Below are 18,863 nucleotides of genomic sequence, written 5' to 3'. Positions count from 1 at the left end.
ATTATATTAGATTTATTGTACTACTTCTTTGGAGTTTCTAAAAGAAAATAAATGGGATACTTTATGCAAGGCGTAATTGACTTAGTTTAATAGCCTAGTTCCAACCTATTTAGAAGGAGGCTCTTCTTTGCGGAAATCTATTCTAAAATCACTCAAACCGGACATCATTGTTGAAATGCTGGACATGGCTGTGGCTTTTGAAAATTGGAACAAGGTGATGGAGAGGGCGGACATGTTATATCAATGTGTGCAGTCGATCCACGAAGAGCGAGAGGAGTATCGGTCAAAGGTATTACCTTTAGCGTATATCCATACCGAGCGGCCTTTGATCTACTATTACGGGTTCAGTCATTTGATGCGGGGTATGGCTCACCGGAAGATGGGACAGGTGGATCAGGCACGGGCGTGTATCGATCAGTATGCAGATCTGGGATGGATGGAGAATCTGGATGAGGTAGGTATGCAGGTGGTGCAGGAGTTCAGGCATAAGGCACAGGTGAATCGATATGCTCTTGAGATTGAAGCCGGGCAGGTGGAATTGCTGGAGGAGTTTGTGAACTTTTTGCTTGAGCATCCGGAGGAATGGTTGGTGGGTCTAAAAGTGATTACGGAGGCAGCAGTGCGGCATAGATGGCAGATTGATCGGGTTTTATATATGTATGAAGATCAGATACAGGGTGTTGGTAGAGAAATGGATTCTTCAAACAACGATGATATGTACCATTACTGTTATCAGCGGGCTTTGTATGAACAGTGGATGGGAAGACCACAGGAGGCCGTGGAATTCATTTTGCAGGCGATTCAGTTAGCGGAAAAGCTAGGGATGGATCGGTATTTTATAAGGTGCACAGCATTGTTGGAATCATTGCGGGAAGAGGCGACAGAGGAGCAGATTGGACGGTATCGGGCGATGTTGGAGGAAATGAAGTAGAAGAGGTGCTTACTGAAACTGGTAGGATATGCCTTGAAGTGGGTATATGCATATAGGACCATAGCACCGATGAGGAGCGCAGCTTGTGTTTTTACCATGGTGAAATCAGGATGTTAGCCGGATAGTTTACATATTACACTTCTGCTAACATAGGATAATCCTATTTCGAATGAGCGGAGAAACGTATGAGTACAATCAAAGTTACCCCTGAACAACTACATCACGTATCAAATCAGGTGGATCAAGCCAGACAACAATTGGAGAGTATACGAAGTGATCTGACGAGACAGATCATGTTCGTTCAGATGATGTGGATGGGCGCGACGCAGGAGCGATTTTACTATGAGTTCGAGCAGTCACGACCTATACTGGATAAAGCGCTGGAGAGTATGGTGAATACATCCAAGGAATTGAAGGATATCGCCACGCGTTTCCAAGATGCAGATGCTCAGAAGGTAAGTCTGGGTGGTGCAATTGGAGCAGTCGGTGCCGCAGCTATGATGACCAAATCATCAGGTGATTCAGGTTCGGGTGATAAGGGCTATCGGATGGCTCAAATCAATATGTTCGGTAAATTGGTATGGATGCCTGTCAACGAGAATGGTGTTGCTGATCAGGCTGCCCTTCAGGCTTATCAGAGGGATCAGGGAAATCTGGACTTTAATCGCATGCAAGCTGTGAACGTTGAACCGCCTGGGGAAGATATTTTTGCGTTACAGATCAAGGCGTTTGAAATGGGGATTCATCCTACGACAGGAGAGCCTGTATCCGATAAGTATGCTCAGATGATGGTGACCTCTCTGAAGTTTAGTCAAATATTCATGGCCATTCAGATGGTTCGTGGGAGCATGCCGGGACGTTCAGGACCGTTTAAAACTTCGTCATCTGGCTTGGCATCTAAGATTCAGAATAATATAAAGAAAGCTGAATCGGAAGCCAAAATGGTTAATAAGCCAGCGGAGAGAGCAGTTGAGGGAACACCAAACTCTCCTATTGTCGAGGAACTTTCTAGAGCGCAACAAAGGAACCTTACAACATTAGATAATATAGTTGATAAGCATCTTACTGAGATGGATTTTTCGGGTACTTTACGAGATTTACAAGGAAACCCCGTGCCGAACAAAAAAACAGGTGGGTATTGGAATCATTTACAAGAGATGCAGGACTCATACAAAGGATTAAGTAAAATAAAGCGCGGATTAGAAGGTTCCCTACAAAACCCTAATCTATCTTCTCCACTGAAAAGTACATTGGAGGGGGCTTTGGACAAGGCCAATACTAATTTGAAAAAAATTGAGGATTTATTTGAACCATTTGGAGGAATAAAATAAATGAGTAAATTAATTAAAGAAATATACTCAATAGATCAAAGTATCCAGACTGATAACTCTGATTCACCTTTAGATCATTGGTACGATAGACTTATAAATAAGAAAGTGGATGAGCTTGACTTAGAAGATGTTAGTAGAATGTTGGGCCAACATGTATTTATAGATCTTGGTATAGAAAAGGCTATAGAAATTTTATCAGAAGATCCCCTTGCTGGGGAGATGTATGATGGACATCTGTTGAAGCTTCTTTGTTCTATTGAAACGAATAATTTTAGAGACTTATTACAACTGAAAAAATTACTCCAGACTATCAAGAGTAATCTTTCTCAGTTCGAATGGGCTGATGAAGAAGATCAGGAAGAGTACGCTGAGTTATTAGAACGTTTTCTGAAGAAGGTTAGCCTTTAAAATTGTGATAACAACATCGAGGTTACTGGTCACATATGCTGGAAGACTACGAAACAGGGCTATAACTCTTCGAGGAATCTTGCATGGTTCTACATGTAAACAATCCCGGATCGCAAATGAAATACCTACTAATCAAGCACTCATATGTAACAAAAAACATGAAGAATCCGCTCTCATCCGAGAGTCGGATTTTTTCTCGTTCTAACACCAATATAACTCTTGTCAAAACGTAATCATTACGATATGATAATACTCATTGTTTAGATCATAATGATTACGATTAAGAGAGAGGGGCATTACCTTGAATAAAAAGACGCCACTGCTAGCGCTGGTCTCCTTGGCCTTGAGCGCTGGACTGTTGAGCGCCTGCGGATCATCTGAGTCCAGTCCCGCTGCGCAACCATCCACCGATAATAAAAATGTTCATTTCCTATATAACTTCTCCACCAGTTCGCTAGATCCACATGTGGATTCTAGCTATGTGCCGCTGCGCGCGGGCATTACGGAAACGTTGGTTCGTCTCGATGAAGATAACCTGACGGTTGCTCCATGGCTCGCCGAGAGCTGGGAGAGCGAAGATGGGCAGCATTGGATGATCGACCTGCGAGATGATGTGACATTCCAGAACGGCAAGCCAATGACGGGTGAATCCGTTAAGGCATCCCTTGAGCGGGCACTGGAAGAGAATGTAGCCATCCAGAACGCGCTGAAGATTGATACGATTGAAGCCGAGGGCGACAAATTGGAGATCACTACAACTCAGCCGTTCCCGGAGTTCGCTTCGGAACTGGTGAACCCCAACACGGCGATTATCGACGTGAGTGAGCCGGACATTGTGAACAAGCCCATTGGTACGGGGCCGTTCAAACTGACCTCTTTTACCCCAGGCAGCAAGCTGCAACTGGATCGCTATGATGAATATTGGGATGGAGCATCGCCTCTGGATTCCATCACGTTCTCATTCAATGAAGATGCCAATGCCCGTACACTAGCGCTCAAATCTGGGCAGGTAGATATCGTATACCGTCCGGAAGTCGAAAGCCTCGAATCGCTCAAAGCGATGGACGGCATGAAGGTTGAGTCCACATCGACATTCCGCGTGCATCAGCTAACGATGAACATGCAGCGGGAGAGTATGAAGGACCTTAATGTTCGTCGTGCGCTGGACGCGCTGATTGATCGTCAGGGTATCGTGGACACGATCCTGCTCGGCTATGGCGAAGCAGCCATCGGGCCGTTCCTGCCATCGCTGCCATTCGCACCAACCTATACGGATACGGCAACGGAATCCGGAGCTGATGTCGCTGTAAACTATCTCAACGAAGCAGGGTACACGCAGCAAAACGGCGTGATGACCAAGGATGGCAAACCATTGCAGCTGACGTTGCTGACATATTCAGCTCGTGCCGATCTACCACTGATCGCTCAAGTGTTCCAGTCTGATGCGAAGAAGATCGGTATCGACGTACAGATTCGTCAGATTGACACGCCAGAAGATTATATGGCGTCTAATCGCGACTGGGATATTGCAACGTACAGTAATTTGACGGCCCCTCGTGGAGATGCTGGTTATTACCTGAATGCAACATACCATCCGAAGGGTGCCCTTAATTTCAGCGGATCGGAAGATCCAGAGCTGACCAAGATCATCGACGAACTGAATCTCACAGTTGCACCGGAGAAGCGCGCAGAGCTTGCCGAGAAGGCAGCCAACTATGTGCATGATAACGTACTGAATTCATTCGTGCTGCATCCAGGTACGATCGTTGCCTACAACGGCAAGAAGATCAAGAACTGGGTTACCACTCGCAGTGAATATTACATGATTACCAATAAGCTGGATGTGATGTAATGTTTCGCATTTTGCTTCGGAAGTTCCTTGAGGTATTTATCTTTCTGTTGTTCATTATGTTTGTGAGTTTCCTGTTCATTCGTCTGGCTCCGGGTGATCCCGTGCTGACGATATTGAACGTGGACGAACTGTCCGTTAGTCAGGAGCAGGTCGAAGCTGTACGCGAGGAGATGGGCTTCAATGATTCGCTTCCTGTCCAGTTCGGCAACTGGTTGCTCGATTTTGTTCGTCTCGACTTCGGCGTATCGTATTCAACAGGCCAGCCAGTTATGCAGACCCTGATGCGTGCGCTGCCTGCTACGGCTGAACTGACGATTGGCGCACTGCTGGTCATGCTTGTTATAGCTATCCCGCTCGGCTCGCTATCAGCACTCCATCGTGGCAGTTGGATTGACCGCGGCAGCCGGATGCTCTCCATTGTGGGTGCGGCGGTGCCAAGCTTCTGGCTGGGTCTAATCCTAATCGATATGTTCGGCGTACGCTTTGGCAATCTGCCGACCATGGGCCGGGATGGATTCACCTCACTTATTCTGCCATCTCTGACGCTGGGACTTGCCATCTCCAGCGTTTATGTGCGTCTTTTGCGTTCCAGCCTGCTAGATTCACTAAGTCAGGAGTTCGTTCGGTCCGCCAGGGCAAGAGGGTTATCCGAAGGCCGGATCTTCATGCTTCACGCCTTCCGGCACAGTCTGCCGCCTGTCATTACGGTATTTGGCGTCAGTCTCGGCAGCCTGATTGGCGGAGTTGTCGTGATTGAAGTGTTATTCGCTTATCCGGGTATTGGCAAGCTTGTCGTTGATGCCATCCGCCAGCGCGATTATCCACTGATCCAGGGTTACATCCTGATCATGGCTATCGTGGTATTCCTCGTGAATACGGCGGTTGATCTATCTTATCGTTATTTGAATCCCGAAATGAAACTCAAGGAAAAGGAGGCCCACCGATGAAAACCATACCCCTGCCCATTCCAACTACAAAATCTAAAAAACATAGCTGGCAGGCGATCATTGGTCTGCTGTTTGCACTGCTGGTCATCGCGGCCTCCTTGTATGCCTTTTTAGTTCTGAAACATGATCATACATTAACCGATCTGCGCGGACGATTGCAGGGTTCAAGTGCTCTCCATCCGTTCGGCACCGACCATCTGGGCCGCGATGTACTGACACGTCTGCTGCTTGGCGGCGGCCAAACACTGGGTTATAGTCTGCTGGCACTCGGTGTTGCACTGCTGATCGGTATTCCTTTTGGACTGATAGCAGGATACAAACGTGGCTGGGTCGATAAGCTGTTCATGCGCATCGCTGATGCTTTTCTCGCTTTCCCTGATACCATCGTGGCGATTGTGCTAAGTGGCTTGCTTGGCGCGGGAATCGGTAATCTGGTATTGGCGATTGTGATCGTAAAGTGGGTCAGCTACGCCCGTCTCGTTCGGAGTACAGTTTTATCGGAGTCCCAAAAGGATTACATTCGCATCGCCCGGACCAACGGATTGTCTGACGGTCGTATCATGAGAAAACATCTGCTGCCACATATCGCAGGCCATGTGCTTGTGCTGGCCAGTCTTGATCTGGGTAAAATCATTCTACTCATCTCATCATTGTCTTACATTGGCCTTGGCGCACAGCCGCCAACACCTGAATGGGGTGCGATGCTGAACGACTCACGGCCTTACTTCCAGTCTCGGCCGGAGCTGATGATCTATCCGGGCCTTGCCATTGTCTCGGTAGTGCTGCTCGCCAACATGCTGGGCGACTATCTAAGAGACCGGTTTGACGTGAAGAAAGAGGTGCAGCCATGATTCTCTCCATTGAGGAACTGAGCATCTCCAGTCGGGATCGTACGATTGTAGATCAAGTCTCTCTGGCTGTTCGCGAAGGCGAGTTCATGGCATTGGTTGGACAGAGTGGTAGTGGCAAAAGCTTGCTCTCGCAAGCGATTGGTCGTCTGCTGCCGCCCAACTTGCATGCGTCGGGGCGAGTCATGTTCGAAGGCAGCAACCTGCTCGAACGGAAGCCAAAGGAGATGCGCGCCCTGCGGGGAAGCCGCATCTCATATATTTTTCAAGACTATCAGGGAGCATTTACGCCCTTTCGCAGCATTGGTGGGCACTTTGATGAATACCAGAAGGTACATGGGGAAAAGTCTTCTGCCATCCGCAAGAAACGAGCGGAGGAAGCGCTGGAATCGGTTGGCCTTGGCGCTGAATTGCTGCGCCGCTATCCGTTCCAATTGAGCGGTGGACAGCTTCAACGGGCATCAATTGCCACCTCGCTGATGCTCTCACCTCGTCTGCTGATCGCTGACGAAGCAACAACGGCACTCGATAGTGTCTCCGGGCATCGCGTATTGGAGTTGCTGGCACGCAAGCAAGCGGAGACGGGCTGTGCCATTCTGTTTATCACACACGATTGGCGCCATGTACGTCGCTATGCCAACCGCTTGGCTGTGATGAAGGAAGGGCAGATCGTTGAATCTGGGGGGAAACATCGCATTCTTGACCATCCCCAGCATGAATATACGCGCCAGCTGATTGATGCGGCTCCCGTTCTGAGTCGTTCGCTGAAGTCGGGATTGAAGGAGGCAGGAACCGAATGAAGACAACCGCAAATGATGAACACCGTGGGCTCCTGCAGTCCGAAGAACATGGTGTGCGAAGCCAAGATTTTGCAAAAGACGTAAACCATGCAGACACAGACAATGCAGTCATAAATACTACAAATTCAGATCATACAGATATAGATGCGGATATAGATATTGCCGGTTCAGACAAATCTTCATCGCTCAGCACCCCTGGCAATCCTGTGCTTCACGTGGAACATCTGAGCCGAACGTATGCGGGGGCAGACCGAACGGCTGTGAACGATATTTCCTTCACCCTGAACCACGGCGAATGCCTTGGCCTGGTTGGCGAGAGCGGGTGCGGCAAGAGTACGCTCGCCCGCTGTCTGCTACGGATTGAAGATGCAGATACAGGTTCGATTACACTGGGTGGACAGGATATTGCACGGCTGAGCGGCCGACGGTTGCGGCCACATCGCCGGAAGATTCAGATTGTTTTCCAGAATCCAATGGCTGCACTAAACCCGAAGCTCAAGATTGCTGATTCGCTGATTGATCCGTACGAACAACTTGGACGGAACGCCGAGCTGTCCCACTTTACCTATACGTCGAAGGAGGCTTACGTCCAAAAGTTGCTTGAAGCGGTCGAGCTTCCAAGCGATTTGGCTGGACGTTACCCCCATGAGCTAAGTGGTGGACAGCGTCAGCGCGTCACGATTGCACGTGCTATTGGCATTGAACCGGACGTTGTTGTTCTGGATGAACCGACGGCCAGCCTGGACGTGATCTCGCAAGGAGCAGTTTTGCAGTTGCTCACCGATCTGCGGACATCGCTTGGTCTTTCATACGTGTTCATCTCGCATGACTTGGCCGCGGTACATCGCATGAGCCAGCGCATCATCGTCATGCGGGAAGGTCAGATCGTTGACCGCTTTGGTGCAGATGCGTTGTTCGCTGAAGAACGCCATCCGTATACAAAGGAACTGATTTCAATCTTCTGAGTACTCCCGGAGACGCCGGGGGTTGTAATCGTTAATTTATATATGAAGCCGCCCTACGAAGAGATTCGAGAGCGGCTTTTAGTGCATCCATTTCATCACCAAAGTTCCCCTAAAACCGGGTTCCTTTCTTTGTTTTGAACAAATATATCTTTCAGGCCTATAACCGGGCTAACGTTCCGATGTAAACTAGCGTATACTGATGGAATAGCAAATATCTTGAAATTGCATATTTAAATTGCTCTATATTATTGATACACTAGTTCAAGGTTATAATCATTCAGAGAAGGTGCGATCCCGTTCAAGAATGGGCTTGCTGCAAATGCCAAATCGATAACGCTTACATCCTTTTGGCAAATATAGGATATAAGGACGGTAGACATGAGCCAGGGACAAACGAGTACAGATGTTATCTTGATTGGTGCCGGAATTATGAGTGCAACTTTGGGAACTTTGCTAAAAGAATTGGCACCAGACTGGAATATTAAGGTTTTCGAAAAGCTAGCCACTGCAGGAGAGGAAAGCTCCAACGAATGGAATAATGCCGGAACCGGGCATGCTGCATTGTGCGAACTTAACTATACCGTTGAACGACCAGACGGAACCGTAGATATTAGCAAAGCGATTAAAGTGAATGAACAATTTCAGATCTCAAAGCAATTTTGGTCCTATCTCGTCAATAGCCGTCTGATTCGTAATCCGCGGGACTTCATTATGCCGATTCCTCATTTGAGTTATGTACATGGAGAGAGCAATGTCCAGTTTTTGAAAAGACGTTATGACTCCTTGTCGAATCACCCGTTGTTCGCAGGCATGGAATTCTCGGATGACAAGAAAGAGCTGGCGAAATGGATGCCGCTGATGATGAAAGATCGTACCAGTAATGAACCTGTTGCAGCGACCAAAATTGACTCCGGTACGGACGTTAACTTTGGTGCTTTAACGCGTATGCTGATCAAACATTTGAAGGAACAACAAGTGGGCGTCCACTACCAACATAGCGTGAAGAATATGAAACGCACCAGCGATGGACAATGGGAATTATCCGTGAAAAACCTGAAGAGTGGTGCAGTCGAACGCCATAAGGCAAAATTCGTCTTCATCGGCGCGGGCGGCGGAAGTCTGCATTTGCTCCAGAAGACGGGCATTCCGGAAGGTAAACATATCGGCGGATTCCCGGTCAGTGGGATCTTTATGGTGTGTAAAAATCAAAAAGTCGTGGAACAGCATCACGCCAAAGTATATGGCAAGGCTTCGGTAGGGGCTCCGCCGATGTCGGTTCCACATCTGGATACCCGTTTTATCGACAATAAGAAGTCGCTGCTATTCGGACCGTTTGCCGGGTTCTCGCCGAAGTTCCTGAAGACGGGTTCCAATGCTGATTTAATCACGTCGGTTAAGATGCATAATCTGCTTACGATGCTCGCAGCAGGTGTCAAAGAAATCTCTTTGACCAAATATCTGATCCAACAACTAATGTTATCCAAAGAACAACGTATGGCAGAATTGCGTGACTTTGTTCCGGGTGCGAAGAGCGAGGATTGGGATATGGTTCTGGCGGGCCAGCGTGTGCAGGTGATCAAGGATACCGTTCAAGGTGGCAAGGGTACGCTCCAATTCGGTACAGAAGTGGTCACGTCTGCAGATGGAACGATTGCGGCTCTGCTAGGTGCATCACCGGGTGCATCCACCGCGGTTCAGGTCATGCTTGAGATTCTTCAGCGGTGCTTTCCGCAGCATATGGAGGCATGGGAGCCAAAGATCAAGGAAATGATTCCTTCCTACGGCATATCCCTTGTGGAGAATCTGGATCTCCTCAAAGAGGTTCATTCTTCAACAGCCAAGGCGCTGGGATTATCGGATGAAAAACATGTCCTGCACGTATAACGTTTAGTTTATCGTGTTAGATCATAATGAAGCCATAGAAAAGAGAGCTAAGCCGGGACGAACCCTGTGCTTAGCTCTCTTTTGGTTTATTTGGTATATCAGAACCTGAACTTGAACTCGAGCCTGGGCTTGGAATTGAACTTGAACATGTCCGCTATCATCGCGTTCCCCGTAGACCTTACACAAAGCAAACGGATATGGATCGTACAATATGCCGCTGTAGAGTCATAGAACGATCTTATCGCTCAGGCTCTTGTGCTGCGGTCCAAAGGGATGACAAAGGAAACTTTCGTGCCTTGACCCGGCGAGCTGACGATGGTCAAACCTTGTCCGTACATCTGGGTCAACCGGCGATGTGTATTGGTTAATCCAATGCCTCCAGTTCCGCCTGGACCTTTCTTGGGCCACGCCAGTGCCCGTTCGATCTGCTCGGGCTGCATCCCCACACCGTCATCCTCGATTTCAATCAAGGTGGACGCTGTTTGGTTGATGATTCGGATATGGACGGTTCCACCCTCCACTTTGCTGAGAATACCATGTCGAACAGCATTCTCAATGAGCGGTTGAATGGTGAGTGGCGGCAGGGATAGATCAAGGTCATCAGGGATATCCCAGATGACGTTCAACCGATTCATGAATCGTTCCTTCTCAATGTAGAGATAGGCGCGGGATAGATCCAACTCATGAGTGACCTCAACCATTTTCTCCGAATTGACAAAATGAAAGCTGGTCTGAAGGTACTCGATAAAAGCATCGCCCAGTTTCTGCATTCGCTCCGTGTCCATCTCACTAAGAACCATGATTGAATTGAGCGTATTAAAAAGAAAATGGGGCTGAATCTGTGCTTGTAAGTAAGCAGCCTCCATGCGCAGTCGCTCATCAATAGATTGTTTCAGTACGATCAGAGACCCGATGCGATGTCTTAATTCAACGGCATCCACGGGCTTGGTGACATAGTCTGTAGCACCGGCCATGAATCCGGCGTATACATCCGCTGGCTCGTTACGGGCCGTCAGCAACAGGATGGGAAGCTCGGATACCGAATAACGCTTGCGTACGTTCTCGGTCAGTTCATAACCGGACATATGAGGCATCATGACATCGGCAATCAGTAAGTCCCAAGGCTCCTTATCCAATAATTCAAGTGCCTCAAGCGCCGAGGCCGCGGGTTGAATATGATACGGTTCATTCGCCAGCATGGAGATCAGTACTCGCAGGTTTACAGGATCATCATCGACGGCAAGAATTCTTGCAGCAGTCTTATCTTGAGAGACGGTCTGCTGCTGCGGCTCTGCAATCGCAATTTCATCGAAGCTGTGAGCGTCCCATTGCTGCTCAGTCTGGTCCGATAGCGATGCGGTGTCTTCCCGTGGAAGTGAGATCTGGAAGGTCGATCCTTGCCCAGGTACGGATTGCACGGTGAGTTGGCCGCCATGGAGTTCTGTGAGCTGCCTGCTGATATTGAGACCGAGGCCGATTCCTCCGCTTAAACGAGCCTCTGGGGTCCCCTGTTCATAGGCCTCGAATATTCGCTGTTGTATCTCCTCACTCATACCAACACCTGTATCTGAAACTTGAATCAAGACGTACTCTCCATGTTCCCGAACGGACACGGTAATTGTACCCTCATCGGTAAATTTGAGTGCATTATGCAACAGGTTGTAGAGCACCTGAACAAGTCTTCTCTCATCGGCCTGAATCAACGGCAGTGATTCAGGAATATCCACCTGCATATGGATGGGCTTGCCCTCTGCCATGAATCGGAACATACCGATCACGCCTGGAATGACAGAGGCAAGAGATAAAGGTTTCTTCTGAAGCGTAATACGTTTTTCTTTCAAACGAATGACATCAAGGAGGTCATCAACCAGTTGGGACATGCGTCGGCCGATGGTAACTAACAGCTTCATGTCTTCTGCCTGCTGCCCACCTGATTTACGACGTTCACGGACCGCGATGCTCTCGGCGATATTGATGATCCCGTGCAGCGGTGTACGCAATTCATGAGCCGTATTCACAAGAAACTGATCCTTTTGGCGATCCTCTTCTTTGAGCTGTTCGTACAGCTTCTCGATCTCACTTGAATTACGGAAGTATTTTCTGAACCAATAGGCGGAGAAGCCGAACATGGCCGCGATCACATCGATCGGATAATACACGTTGGTAATTTCGCTATGTGAGTTCACAATTCCCCATAACACGCTTGATAGGCTGCTAGTAGCCGCAAAGAGCAAAAAGCTTGCGTCCCTTCGTTTCTCGGCTGCCATTCGGAAGAATAGGTACACAGACCAGCCGATGGCAAACAGATAAAGGAAATCAGAGAGCCCAATCTCAAGTACATGATAGATCAGCGTCACTGGTGCGACGAGCAAAAATAAACAGTAAACGCCAAGCACGCTGGCATAGATGCGGAACAGTTTACGCCATTGTAGACTATGGGAGAAGCTTTTAGCCATTTGTAAAAGAAAGAATGCGAACAACGGATAGGAGAACGCTTTGGCCTTAACGATCCAAGTGAAGTTGAGTGGAATCCAACTTAATAACAGATTGTCATGGTCGGAAGCGACCGTTAGGGCAGCTACCAGCGTTAGCATCGAGAACGTCAGAAGAGCTCGTTCCTTTCGGATAAATAGAAACATGACAAAAGCGTATAGGCTGTGCAAAAGCAGTATAGCGAATGTAATCTTTTGCAAGTCAATGGATAGTCCTCGTTCACTTCCAATGGCTTCTGGAGAACCAAAATAGAGAGAGCGTGTGATCCCTCCGCTATAAGGATCGTCAAAATTGGCTGTCTGCACCAAAAGATTGAGTTCGGTAGAACCGTCAAGCACATAGGAAGTTGTAAATGCAGTCCTTTCTGGTCGATAGGCTTCGGCATGAGTGGCAGGTTGGCCGAATTCGGCAACAATGGTCCCGTTCATCTCGATGATCGATGATGTCTGGATTTTCTGAGCCCAGAGAGAGACTTCCTCCACAGATGGATCTAAAAGTATGCGAAGATGGTATGTCCCATATCCAAACGACGATGAGGATTGTGGTAATGCATCACGCCAGTCACCAGGAACTTGAATCGGTGTGGATGGGTTATCCGCTATTTTCACGTCACGATTAGAGATTAACGTCTGGGGATAAAACTCCCATTCTCCATCCAGGGATATGGGTGAAGTGTTGGCGAGGTCCCAGCCTCGAAGGTCTAACAAGCCTTCAATGGGTTCAGGATGTGCGGGTATAGTGAAAGTCTCGGACCATATCCAGCGAAAGCCAAGCAAAATAGTCAGGAATAGAATCGACAGCACTACATAACGGGGTATCTTTTTATAGGTTATTGGTTTCATGGCAGACTTTAGTTTTCGACAGTTTACTTCAAATTCCTGCATGCCCTCTGCCAAAGATGAACATTTTTTTGAATACCGGAACATAGATTCTATATTTAAATGATAGCGGTCCCACGTTAGGATTTATGGTAAAATTATAGATTAAAGGGTGATCAGTGAGCCAGAGGAGTTGTGCATATGAGAGTGATTTTGGTAGATGATGAATATCTCGCTCTGAGCAGGTTGAACAAACTGTTGCAAGAGAGAGAGGATTGCGAAGTTATCGGCTCTTTTCTGACGGCACAGGAAGCCATAGATCAGATCGAAATTCATCTGCCGGAAATCGTCTTCATGGACGTTCAAATGCCGGGGATGAACGGGATCGAGGCGACCGAACGTATCCATGAGGTTTCTCCTGGAACAGAAGTTATTTTCACAACCGCATATAACGAACATGCACTGACAGCCTATGGGCTTGAAGTGCTGGACTATATTATGAAGCCTGTAACGCGTGACCGTTTGGAAAAAACGATGAAGATGTATCAACGCCGAACGGTGTCAGCAAGTCTGAATATAACAGAAGGGCCATCCATGATGATCCGTTGTCTGGGGATGCTTCAAGTCCAAGTGCACCCAAATGAGCCGCCAAAACATATGAAGTTCAGAACAACCAAGATTAGAGAGTTATTCGCCTATTTGCTCCACCATCGGAACAAACCAATTAAGCGGGATACGCTACTTGAACTGTTGTGGCCAGAGTTGGATGAGCGGAGAGGTATATCCAATCTGCACAGTGGGATCCATCGCTTACGCAGCATGATGAACGAATTCATGGGTGAGGACAAGATGGTCATTCGTTATCAACAGTTTGGTTATCTGTTGGAAACGGGTGAATTCAGGATTGATGCGGAAGAATGGGAGAGTCGTCTTACCCGATTGCCTCTATTATCTTCGTCTACAATAACTGAACATCGGCAGACCTCAGATCAATATGAAGGCAAATATTATGGTGAGGACGATTACGTATGGGCTGAACTGGAGCGTCAGCGCTTGCATGCACTATGGCGTAATCATGCCATGCAACTTGCACAATATTACATCGAACTGGGACAGAATACGGAAGCACTCACGTTATATTACCGGGTACAGCAATTCGAACCATCATTGGAGGAAGTCGGACTGGCCTTAATGAAGACCTACGATCGATTAGGCAATAAAGATCCTGTGGTCGCTCAATATAATCAGTTGGTTATCGCTTTAGAACAAGAGGCAGGTATACGCCCTGGCCTAGAAGTTGAGTTATGGTACCAACAATGGAAAAATTCGAATAGTTAATTGGAAATATACAGCCTTGCAGCTTCATTTGCAAGGCTGTTTTTTGTTGTATTTGCTAGTGAAAGGTTTGGTAAGAGTTTGGTAAGAGGCCATGTGTAGAATAAGCAAGATGAGGGTAGATATGATGTTTTGAGTCAGTAAGCAGTCCAAAAATAACATATTAAGTAGGAGGAAACTATGTACACAGCAAAAATCCGGAAGAAACCATGGCAAAGAATTTCCATGCTGGTTCTTTCCTTTATTCTAGCGATTGGAACGTTGCCCATGAGTTTGGCTCAAGCGGAGGCAACTAACCAGACTCCTGTTGGTCCGGGCGGAGTTGGATCCCCTTCACTATGGCTACGACCAGAGCGGGTAAGCGGAGTTGCCAGCGGCGAAAAGGTGAGTATCTGGGAAGATCAAGGCAGTAAAATAAACAACGCAACCCAAAGTACGGAAGCTAATCAACCGACCTATTGGGATGATAAAAATCATAATATCAATTTCAATCCGCTATTGGAATATAACGGCACGAGTAGTTTTATGAATCTGGATGTAAGTAAGCTTCCTCAAGGGAAGAGTCCCAGATCGATCATTACCGTTAGTAAAACCAATAAAACTGATGGCATCAATTATGTTATTTCATGGGGAGTACAAACGGGTGGTTATACGGGTATGGGGATGCTTCAAGTTGACGCAAGGGGCGGCTTGACAACATTTAACAGTGACAGTAATCAGACTTTATACACTCCCAACAAGTTTATGGAAATGACATTCCCGACCGAGCTATTTGTTACTTGGACAGGTGGAGACACTGGAACGAATATAGCTAGATTGTACAGTAAAATGAAGCAGGTACAGGAACTGGGTGGTTGGGGAAAAGAACTTAATAAGGCGTGGAATACTGGTAACTCGGACGGAGCCGTAGTTGGTAAGCTAATTCCGGCAACTGCGTCCAATAGTGGATATTGGCAGGGTACGATTGAAGAAATCATCGTATTTGACCATGCTCTTACGGACGCAGAACGCCAAAAAGTCAGCACATATCTGGCGATCAAATACGGCTATACGCTTGATCAGACGAAAGCCAATTCATATGTCGATTCAAACATGGCTACGATCTGGGATGCCCAGGAGAACGCAGTCTTTACCCATCGCATTACAAGCATCGGTCGAGATGATCAGAGCGGATTGATGCAGAAACAAGCCAAAGCGCAGGAACAGGGATCTGCGTTGACGATTGCATTGGGCAACAGTGTTGAGGATACCAATTCTGCAAATAAAAATGAATTCTCAAAGGATTCTTCTTTCTTTACGTTTGGTGACAATGGAGCAAGTACTGAATTCAAAACACCGATTACGAAAGATGAGAAAAAAATGCTTGGGATGGAGCGTATCTACAAGGTACAGAAAGCAAACTGGACTGAATCACAGATTACACTTCAGGTAGACGAAACGGGAGCTAACCCGGCGTTGCCTCAATATGTTGTGATCAGCGATGATGCTAAATTTGGTAATCCAAACTCATTACATTTAATTGAGAATGGCCAATTAACCCTGAATACCTCTAGTTTTGGTCCGAACTCGTACTTTACCATTGCAACTGCTGCTACTCCTTTGACGGTACCCGACGTCACACTGACCGACGATGAGTTGACATGGGAAGCAGTTGCACATGCAGATAAATATGAAGTAACAATCGAACTGGAAGACGGCACGAAGCGGACGGTGGAAGTAACCGGAATGGCGCTTAACCTGTCGCAATTGGTACCATCGCTAGAAGTAGGCACCTACAAAGTGACAGTAACAGCGAAGACGAACAATCCAGCCTATTCAGATTCAGAAGAGTCGAATTCGAAAAGTTATGATGTTATTGATAAGGCGAAGTTGAAAGCCAAAATCGATGAGATTAACGGTAATATCGAAACAGGCGAACTGGACGAAGAGGAGTACACACCAGCGAGCTGGACAGCACTGGATAATGCGATGAATGAAGCAGAGCGAGTGTTGAATGATCCGACAGCGACCCAAGCGCAGGTAAACAAGGTTCTTTTGGATCTGACTGATGCAAGAACGGGCCTAATCCCTACAACATCTGTACCCGTTGTAGATAAATCAGTTTTGCAAGCGAAAGTAACTGAAATTACAGGTGAAAGCCTGGAAGAGTCAGCGTACACACCAGCGAGCTGGGAAGCACTCAAAGATGCGATGAATGAAGCAAATCGAGTGCTTAATGATCTGACAGCGAATCAAGCGCAGGTAGACAAGGCACTTCAGGATCTGACTGATGCAAGAACGGGCTTAATCCCTACAACATCTGTACCTGTTGTAGATAAATCAGCTTTGCAAGCGAAAGTAACTGAAATTACAGGTGAAAGCCTCGAAGAGTCAGCGTACACACCAGCGAGCTGGGAAGCACTCAAAGTTGCGATGAATGAAGCAGAGCGAGTGTTAAATGAACCGACAGCGACTCAAGCGCTGGTAGATAAGGCACTTCAGGATCTGACTAACGCTAGAACGGGACTTACCAAAGTAATTGGTACAGATGAATCTACGTTGCAGACGCTGGTCCCTTCCGTGGGAAGCTTGTCCCCGGCCTTTGATCCGGCTAAAGACACGTACACCATCTCTGTTCCGAATAGCGTATATCAATTTCAGTTAACGCCAACGGCACTTGATCCACTTGCGAAGATTGAAATAGCTGTTGGAGATGGAGAATGGAACGAGGTTTCAAGTGGCAGTGTAAGTGAGAATCTACTGCTTCAAGTCGGTGGGAATAAGATCGTTGTTAGAGTAACCGATTCACTTGGAAATGTTACGGCGTATAAAATCAACGTGACTAGAGCATCCAGTGACAATGGTAACAATGGTGGAGGCAACAATGGCGGCGGTGGAAATACGGGAGGTAACGGCGGAAGTACACCAGCACCAGCACCTACACCTGCGCCAGTACCAACGCCAACTCCGGCACCCGTGAAGGATAATTTGGAAACAACACGGGATGGTAGCCATCAACCATTTGCTACATCCAAACCATCTAATAACAAAGAAACATTGGTTCAAGTTGATCCAGCCAAGCTGAATGTTGCCATGTCACAAGGCACAGGCCAGCAGTTCGCCATTCATTCACCGAATGATGGGGATATGAAGGTGGACGGTTTAACCCTCGAAACACTGAAACAATTGGTGGATCAAGGTTCCAAACTGAACATTAGCAATCCGCTGGCAATCTATCCGGTACCTGGCGGTAAAATGGACGTGAATGGTGTGTCCAGACAGCTTGGTAATGCAGCGTTGAATGATATTGATGTCCATGTTGATATCGCACGTTCCTCGGATGCTTTGATTGACAGCGCTGAGACAAGAGCCGCATCCCAAGGATACGAGCTACTTGTCACACCGGTTGATCTGGATCTGACGTTTACGAAAGATGGACAGACCGTGCGATCCGGCCAGCTGAACGGTTATGCACCGAAGTATATTGCACTTCCGGAAGGTATCGATCCGAACCGGATTACTACAGGCGTAATCATTAATCCGGACGGTAGCATCTTCCATGTACCAACGGTTGTCACTAAGATCAGTAGTCGTTACTACGCACTCATTAATGACTTGCGTAGCAGCGGAAGTTACTCGGTTATCTGGAACCCGCAGGATTTTGAAGATGCCAGATCCCATTGGGGTAAAATTGATGTGAACAACATTGCTGCAAGACTGGATTTGCAGGGTAACGGAGATAACACATTCTCACCGAACCGTCAGGTTACTCGTTCTGAGTTTGCCGAGATTGTTGTGCTTGGACTGGGCTTAATGCGTCAGGATGCACCACAGAATCTATTCCCTGACGTTAACGATTCCGCATGGTTCCGCTCTGCGGTAGCCCTTGCAAATGAATTCGGTATCGTTCGCGGTTACGATAATGGGAACTTCAACGGTAATCAGGAGATCACACGTGAGCAAGGATTTGCTATGGTTGCTCGTGCCTACCGTCTGATTGAGCCGGAAGCGGCAATTAGCCCGGATCAGATGAACTCTGAACTGGAACGTTACAGTGATGCAGCGGATGTATCGAATTGGGCCAAAGAAGATGTAGCCCAGTTGATTGCAGCGGGGATCATCCAAGGTAATGGGCCGGAGGTGCTGAGTCCAAAGACCACGATGACTCGTGCCGAGGTCACTGCATTGATTGCAAGAATGTTGAAAGTAACAAACTTGATTGATCAATAAACACAATTTAAAATGAAAAGCCTTTGCTGACATTGGGGGTCG

Annotated in this window: 12 protein-coding genes; 11 read left to right on the top strand and 1 reads right to left on the bottom strand. The window is 47.4% G+C overall.

The window, feature by feature from the left end; genetic code table 11:
• Positions 1–127 precede the first annotated feature (127 nt).
• The 9 genes from V6668_RS29905 (at position 128) to V6668_RS29865 (ending at position 9,966) form a co-directional block, all read left to right on the top strand.
• Positions 128–931 (top strand): DNA-binding protein, encoded by an 804-nt coding sequence (locus V6668_RS29905; RefSeq protein ID WP_338707395.1) that lies wholly within the window; start codon positions 128–130, stop codon positions 929–931.
• A gap of 185 nt (positions 932–1,116) precedes the next feature.
• Positions 1,117–2,262, top strand: coding sequence for a WXG100 family type VII secretion target (locus V6668_RS29900; RefSeq protein WP_338707394.1), 1,146 nt, complete (start codon positions 1,117–1,119; stop codon positions 2,260–2,262).
• Complete coding sequence (locus V6668_RS29895; RefSeq protein ID WP_338707393.1) at positions 2,263–2,670, top strand: contact-dependent growth inhibition system immunity protein; 408 nt, start codon at positions 2,263–2,265, stop codon at positions 2,668–2,670. It abuts the gene before it with no gap.
• A 301-nt stretch (positions 2,671–2,971) separates the two neighbouring features.
• Positions 2,972–4,522: a nickel ABC transporter substrate-binding protein gene (gene nikA / locus V6668_RS29890; RefSeq protein ID WP_338707392.1), complete on the top strand. Its 1,551-nt coding sequence runs from the start codon at positions 2,972–2,974 to the stop codon at positions 4,520–4,522.
• Complete coding sequence (nikB, locus tag V6668_RS29885; RefSeq protein WP_062836581.1) at positions 4,522–5,469, top strand: nickel ABC transporter permease; 948 nt, start codon at positions 4,522–4,524, stop codon at positions 5,467–5,469. Before nikA ends, nikB begins: the two co-directional genes overlap by 1 nt.
• Positions 5,466–6,320, top strand: a complete 855-nt coding sequence (gene nikC, locus V6668_RS29880; protein WP_338707391.1) for a nickel transporter permease — start codon at positions 5,466–5,468, stop codon at positions 6,318–6,320. Before nikB ends, nikC begins: the two co-directional genes overlap by 4 nt.
• A complete protein-coding gene (locus tag V6668_RS29875; protein WP_036671813.1) occupies positions 6,317–7,117 on the top strand; it encodes an ABC transporter ATP-binding protein in 801 nt (266 codons plus the stop codon). The genes nikC and V6668_RS29875 overlap by 4 nt, the downstream gene beginning before the upstream one ends.
• Positions 7,114–8,082 (top strand): dipeptide/oligopeptide/nickel ABC transporter ATP-binding protein, encoded by a 969-nt coding sequence (locus tag V6668_RS29870; RefSeq protein WP_338707390.1) that lies wholly within the window; start codon positions 7,114–7,116, stop codon positions 8,080–8,082. Before V6668_RS29875 ends, V6668_RS29870 begins: the two co-directional genes overlap by 4 nt.
• Positions 8,083–8,460: 378 nt before the next feature.
• A complete protein-coding gene (locus V6668_RS29865) occupies positions 8,461–9,966 on the top strand; it encodes a malate:quinone oxidoreductase (protein ID WP_076252082.1) in 1,506 nt (501 codons plus the stop codon).
• 245 nt (positions 9,967–10,211) lie between these two features.
• Here the strand turns inward: V6668_RS29865 and V6668_RS29860 are convergent, their stop codons facing one another.
• Entirely contained in the window at positions 10,212–13,301 is a 3,090-nt protein-coding gene (locus V6668_RS29860; RefSeq protein WP_338707388.1) for a hybrid sensor histidine kinase/response regulator, read from the bottom strand.
• A gap of 177 nt (positions 13,302–13,478) precedes the next feature.
• Here V6668_RS29860 and V6668_RS29855 point away from each other — a divergent pair, with 177 nt between their 5' ends.
• Together V6668_RS29855 and V6668_RS29850 are read left to right on the top strand one after the other, a co-directional pair.
• Positions 13,479–14,615 carry a response regulator gene (locus V6668_RS29855; RefSeq protein ID WP_253504502.1) on the top strand — a complete coding sequence of 379 codons (1,137 nt, stop codon included), beginning with the start codon at positions 13,479–13,481 and terminating at the stop codon, positions 14,613–14,615.
• Between the two features lie 177 nt (positions 14,616–14,792).
• Complete coding sequence (locus tag V6668_RS29850) at positions 14,793–18,821, top strand: S-layer homology domain-containing protein (protein ID WP_338707386.1); 4,029 nt, start codon at positions 14,793–14,795, stop codon at positions 18,819–18,821.
• The last annotated feature ends 42 nt before the right edge of the window (positions 18,822–18,863 follow it).

This window comes from Paenibacillus amylolyticus (assembly GCF_036894225.1).
GTDB lineage: Bacteria > Bacillota > Bacilli > Paenibacillales > Paenibacillaceae > Paenibacillus > Paenibacillus amylolyticus.
Note: the sequence above shows the minus strand (reverse complement) of the source record. Positions and strands in the feature narration are given on the sequence as shown.

Coding starts and splice junctions, on each gene's coding strand:
- V6668_RS29870 (WP_338707390.1), top strand. CDS start 7,114: ATGAAGACAACCGCAAATGATGAACACCGTGGGCTCCTGCAGTCCGAA.
- V6668_RS29855 (WP_253504502.1), top strand. CDS start 13,479: ATGAGAGTGATTTTGGTAGATGATGAATATCTCGCTCTGAGCAGGTTG.
- nikB (WP_062836581.1), top strand. CDS start 4,522: ATGTTTCGCATTTTGCTTCGGAAGTTCCTTGAGGTATTTATCTTTCTG.
- V6668_RS29860 (WP_338707388.1), bottom strand. CDS start 13,301: ATGAAACCAATAACCTATAAAAAGATACCCCGTTATGTAGTGCTGTCG.
- V6668_RS29850 (WP_338707386.1), top strand. CDS start 14,793: ATGTACACAGCAAAAATCCGGAAGAAACCATGGCAAAGAATTTCCATG.
- V6668_RS29875 (WP_036671813.1), top strand. CDS start 6,317: ATGATTCTCTCCATTGAGGAACTGAGCATCTCCAGTCGGGATCGTACG.
- V6668_RS29895 (WP_338707393.1), top strand. CDS start 2,263: ATGAGTAAATTAATTAAAGAAATATACTCAATAGATCAAAGTATCCAG.
- V6668_RS29865 (WP_076252082.1), top strand. CDS start 8,461: ATGAGCCAGGGACAAACGAGTACAGATGTTATCTTGATTGGTGCCGGA.
- nikC (WP_338707391.1), top strand. CDS start 5,466: ATGAAAACCATACCCCTGCCCATTCCAACTACAAAATCTAAAAAACAT.
- V6668_RS29900 (WP_338707394.1), top strand. CDS start 1,117: ATGAGTACAATCAAAGTTACCCCTGAACAACTACATCACGTATCAAAT.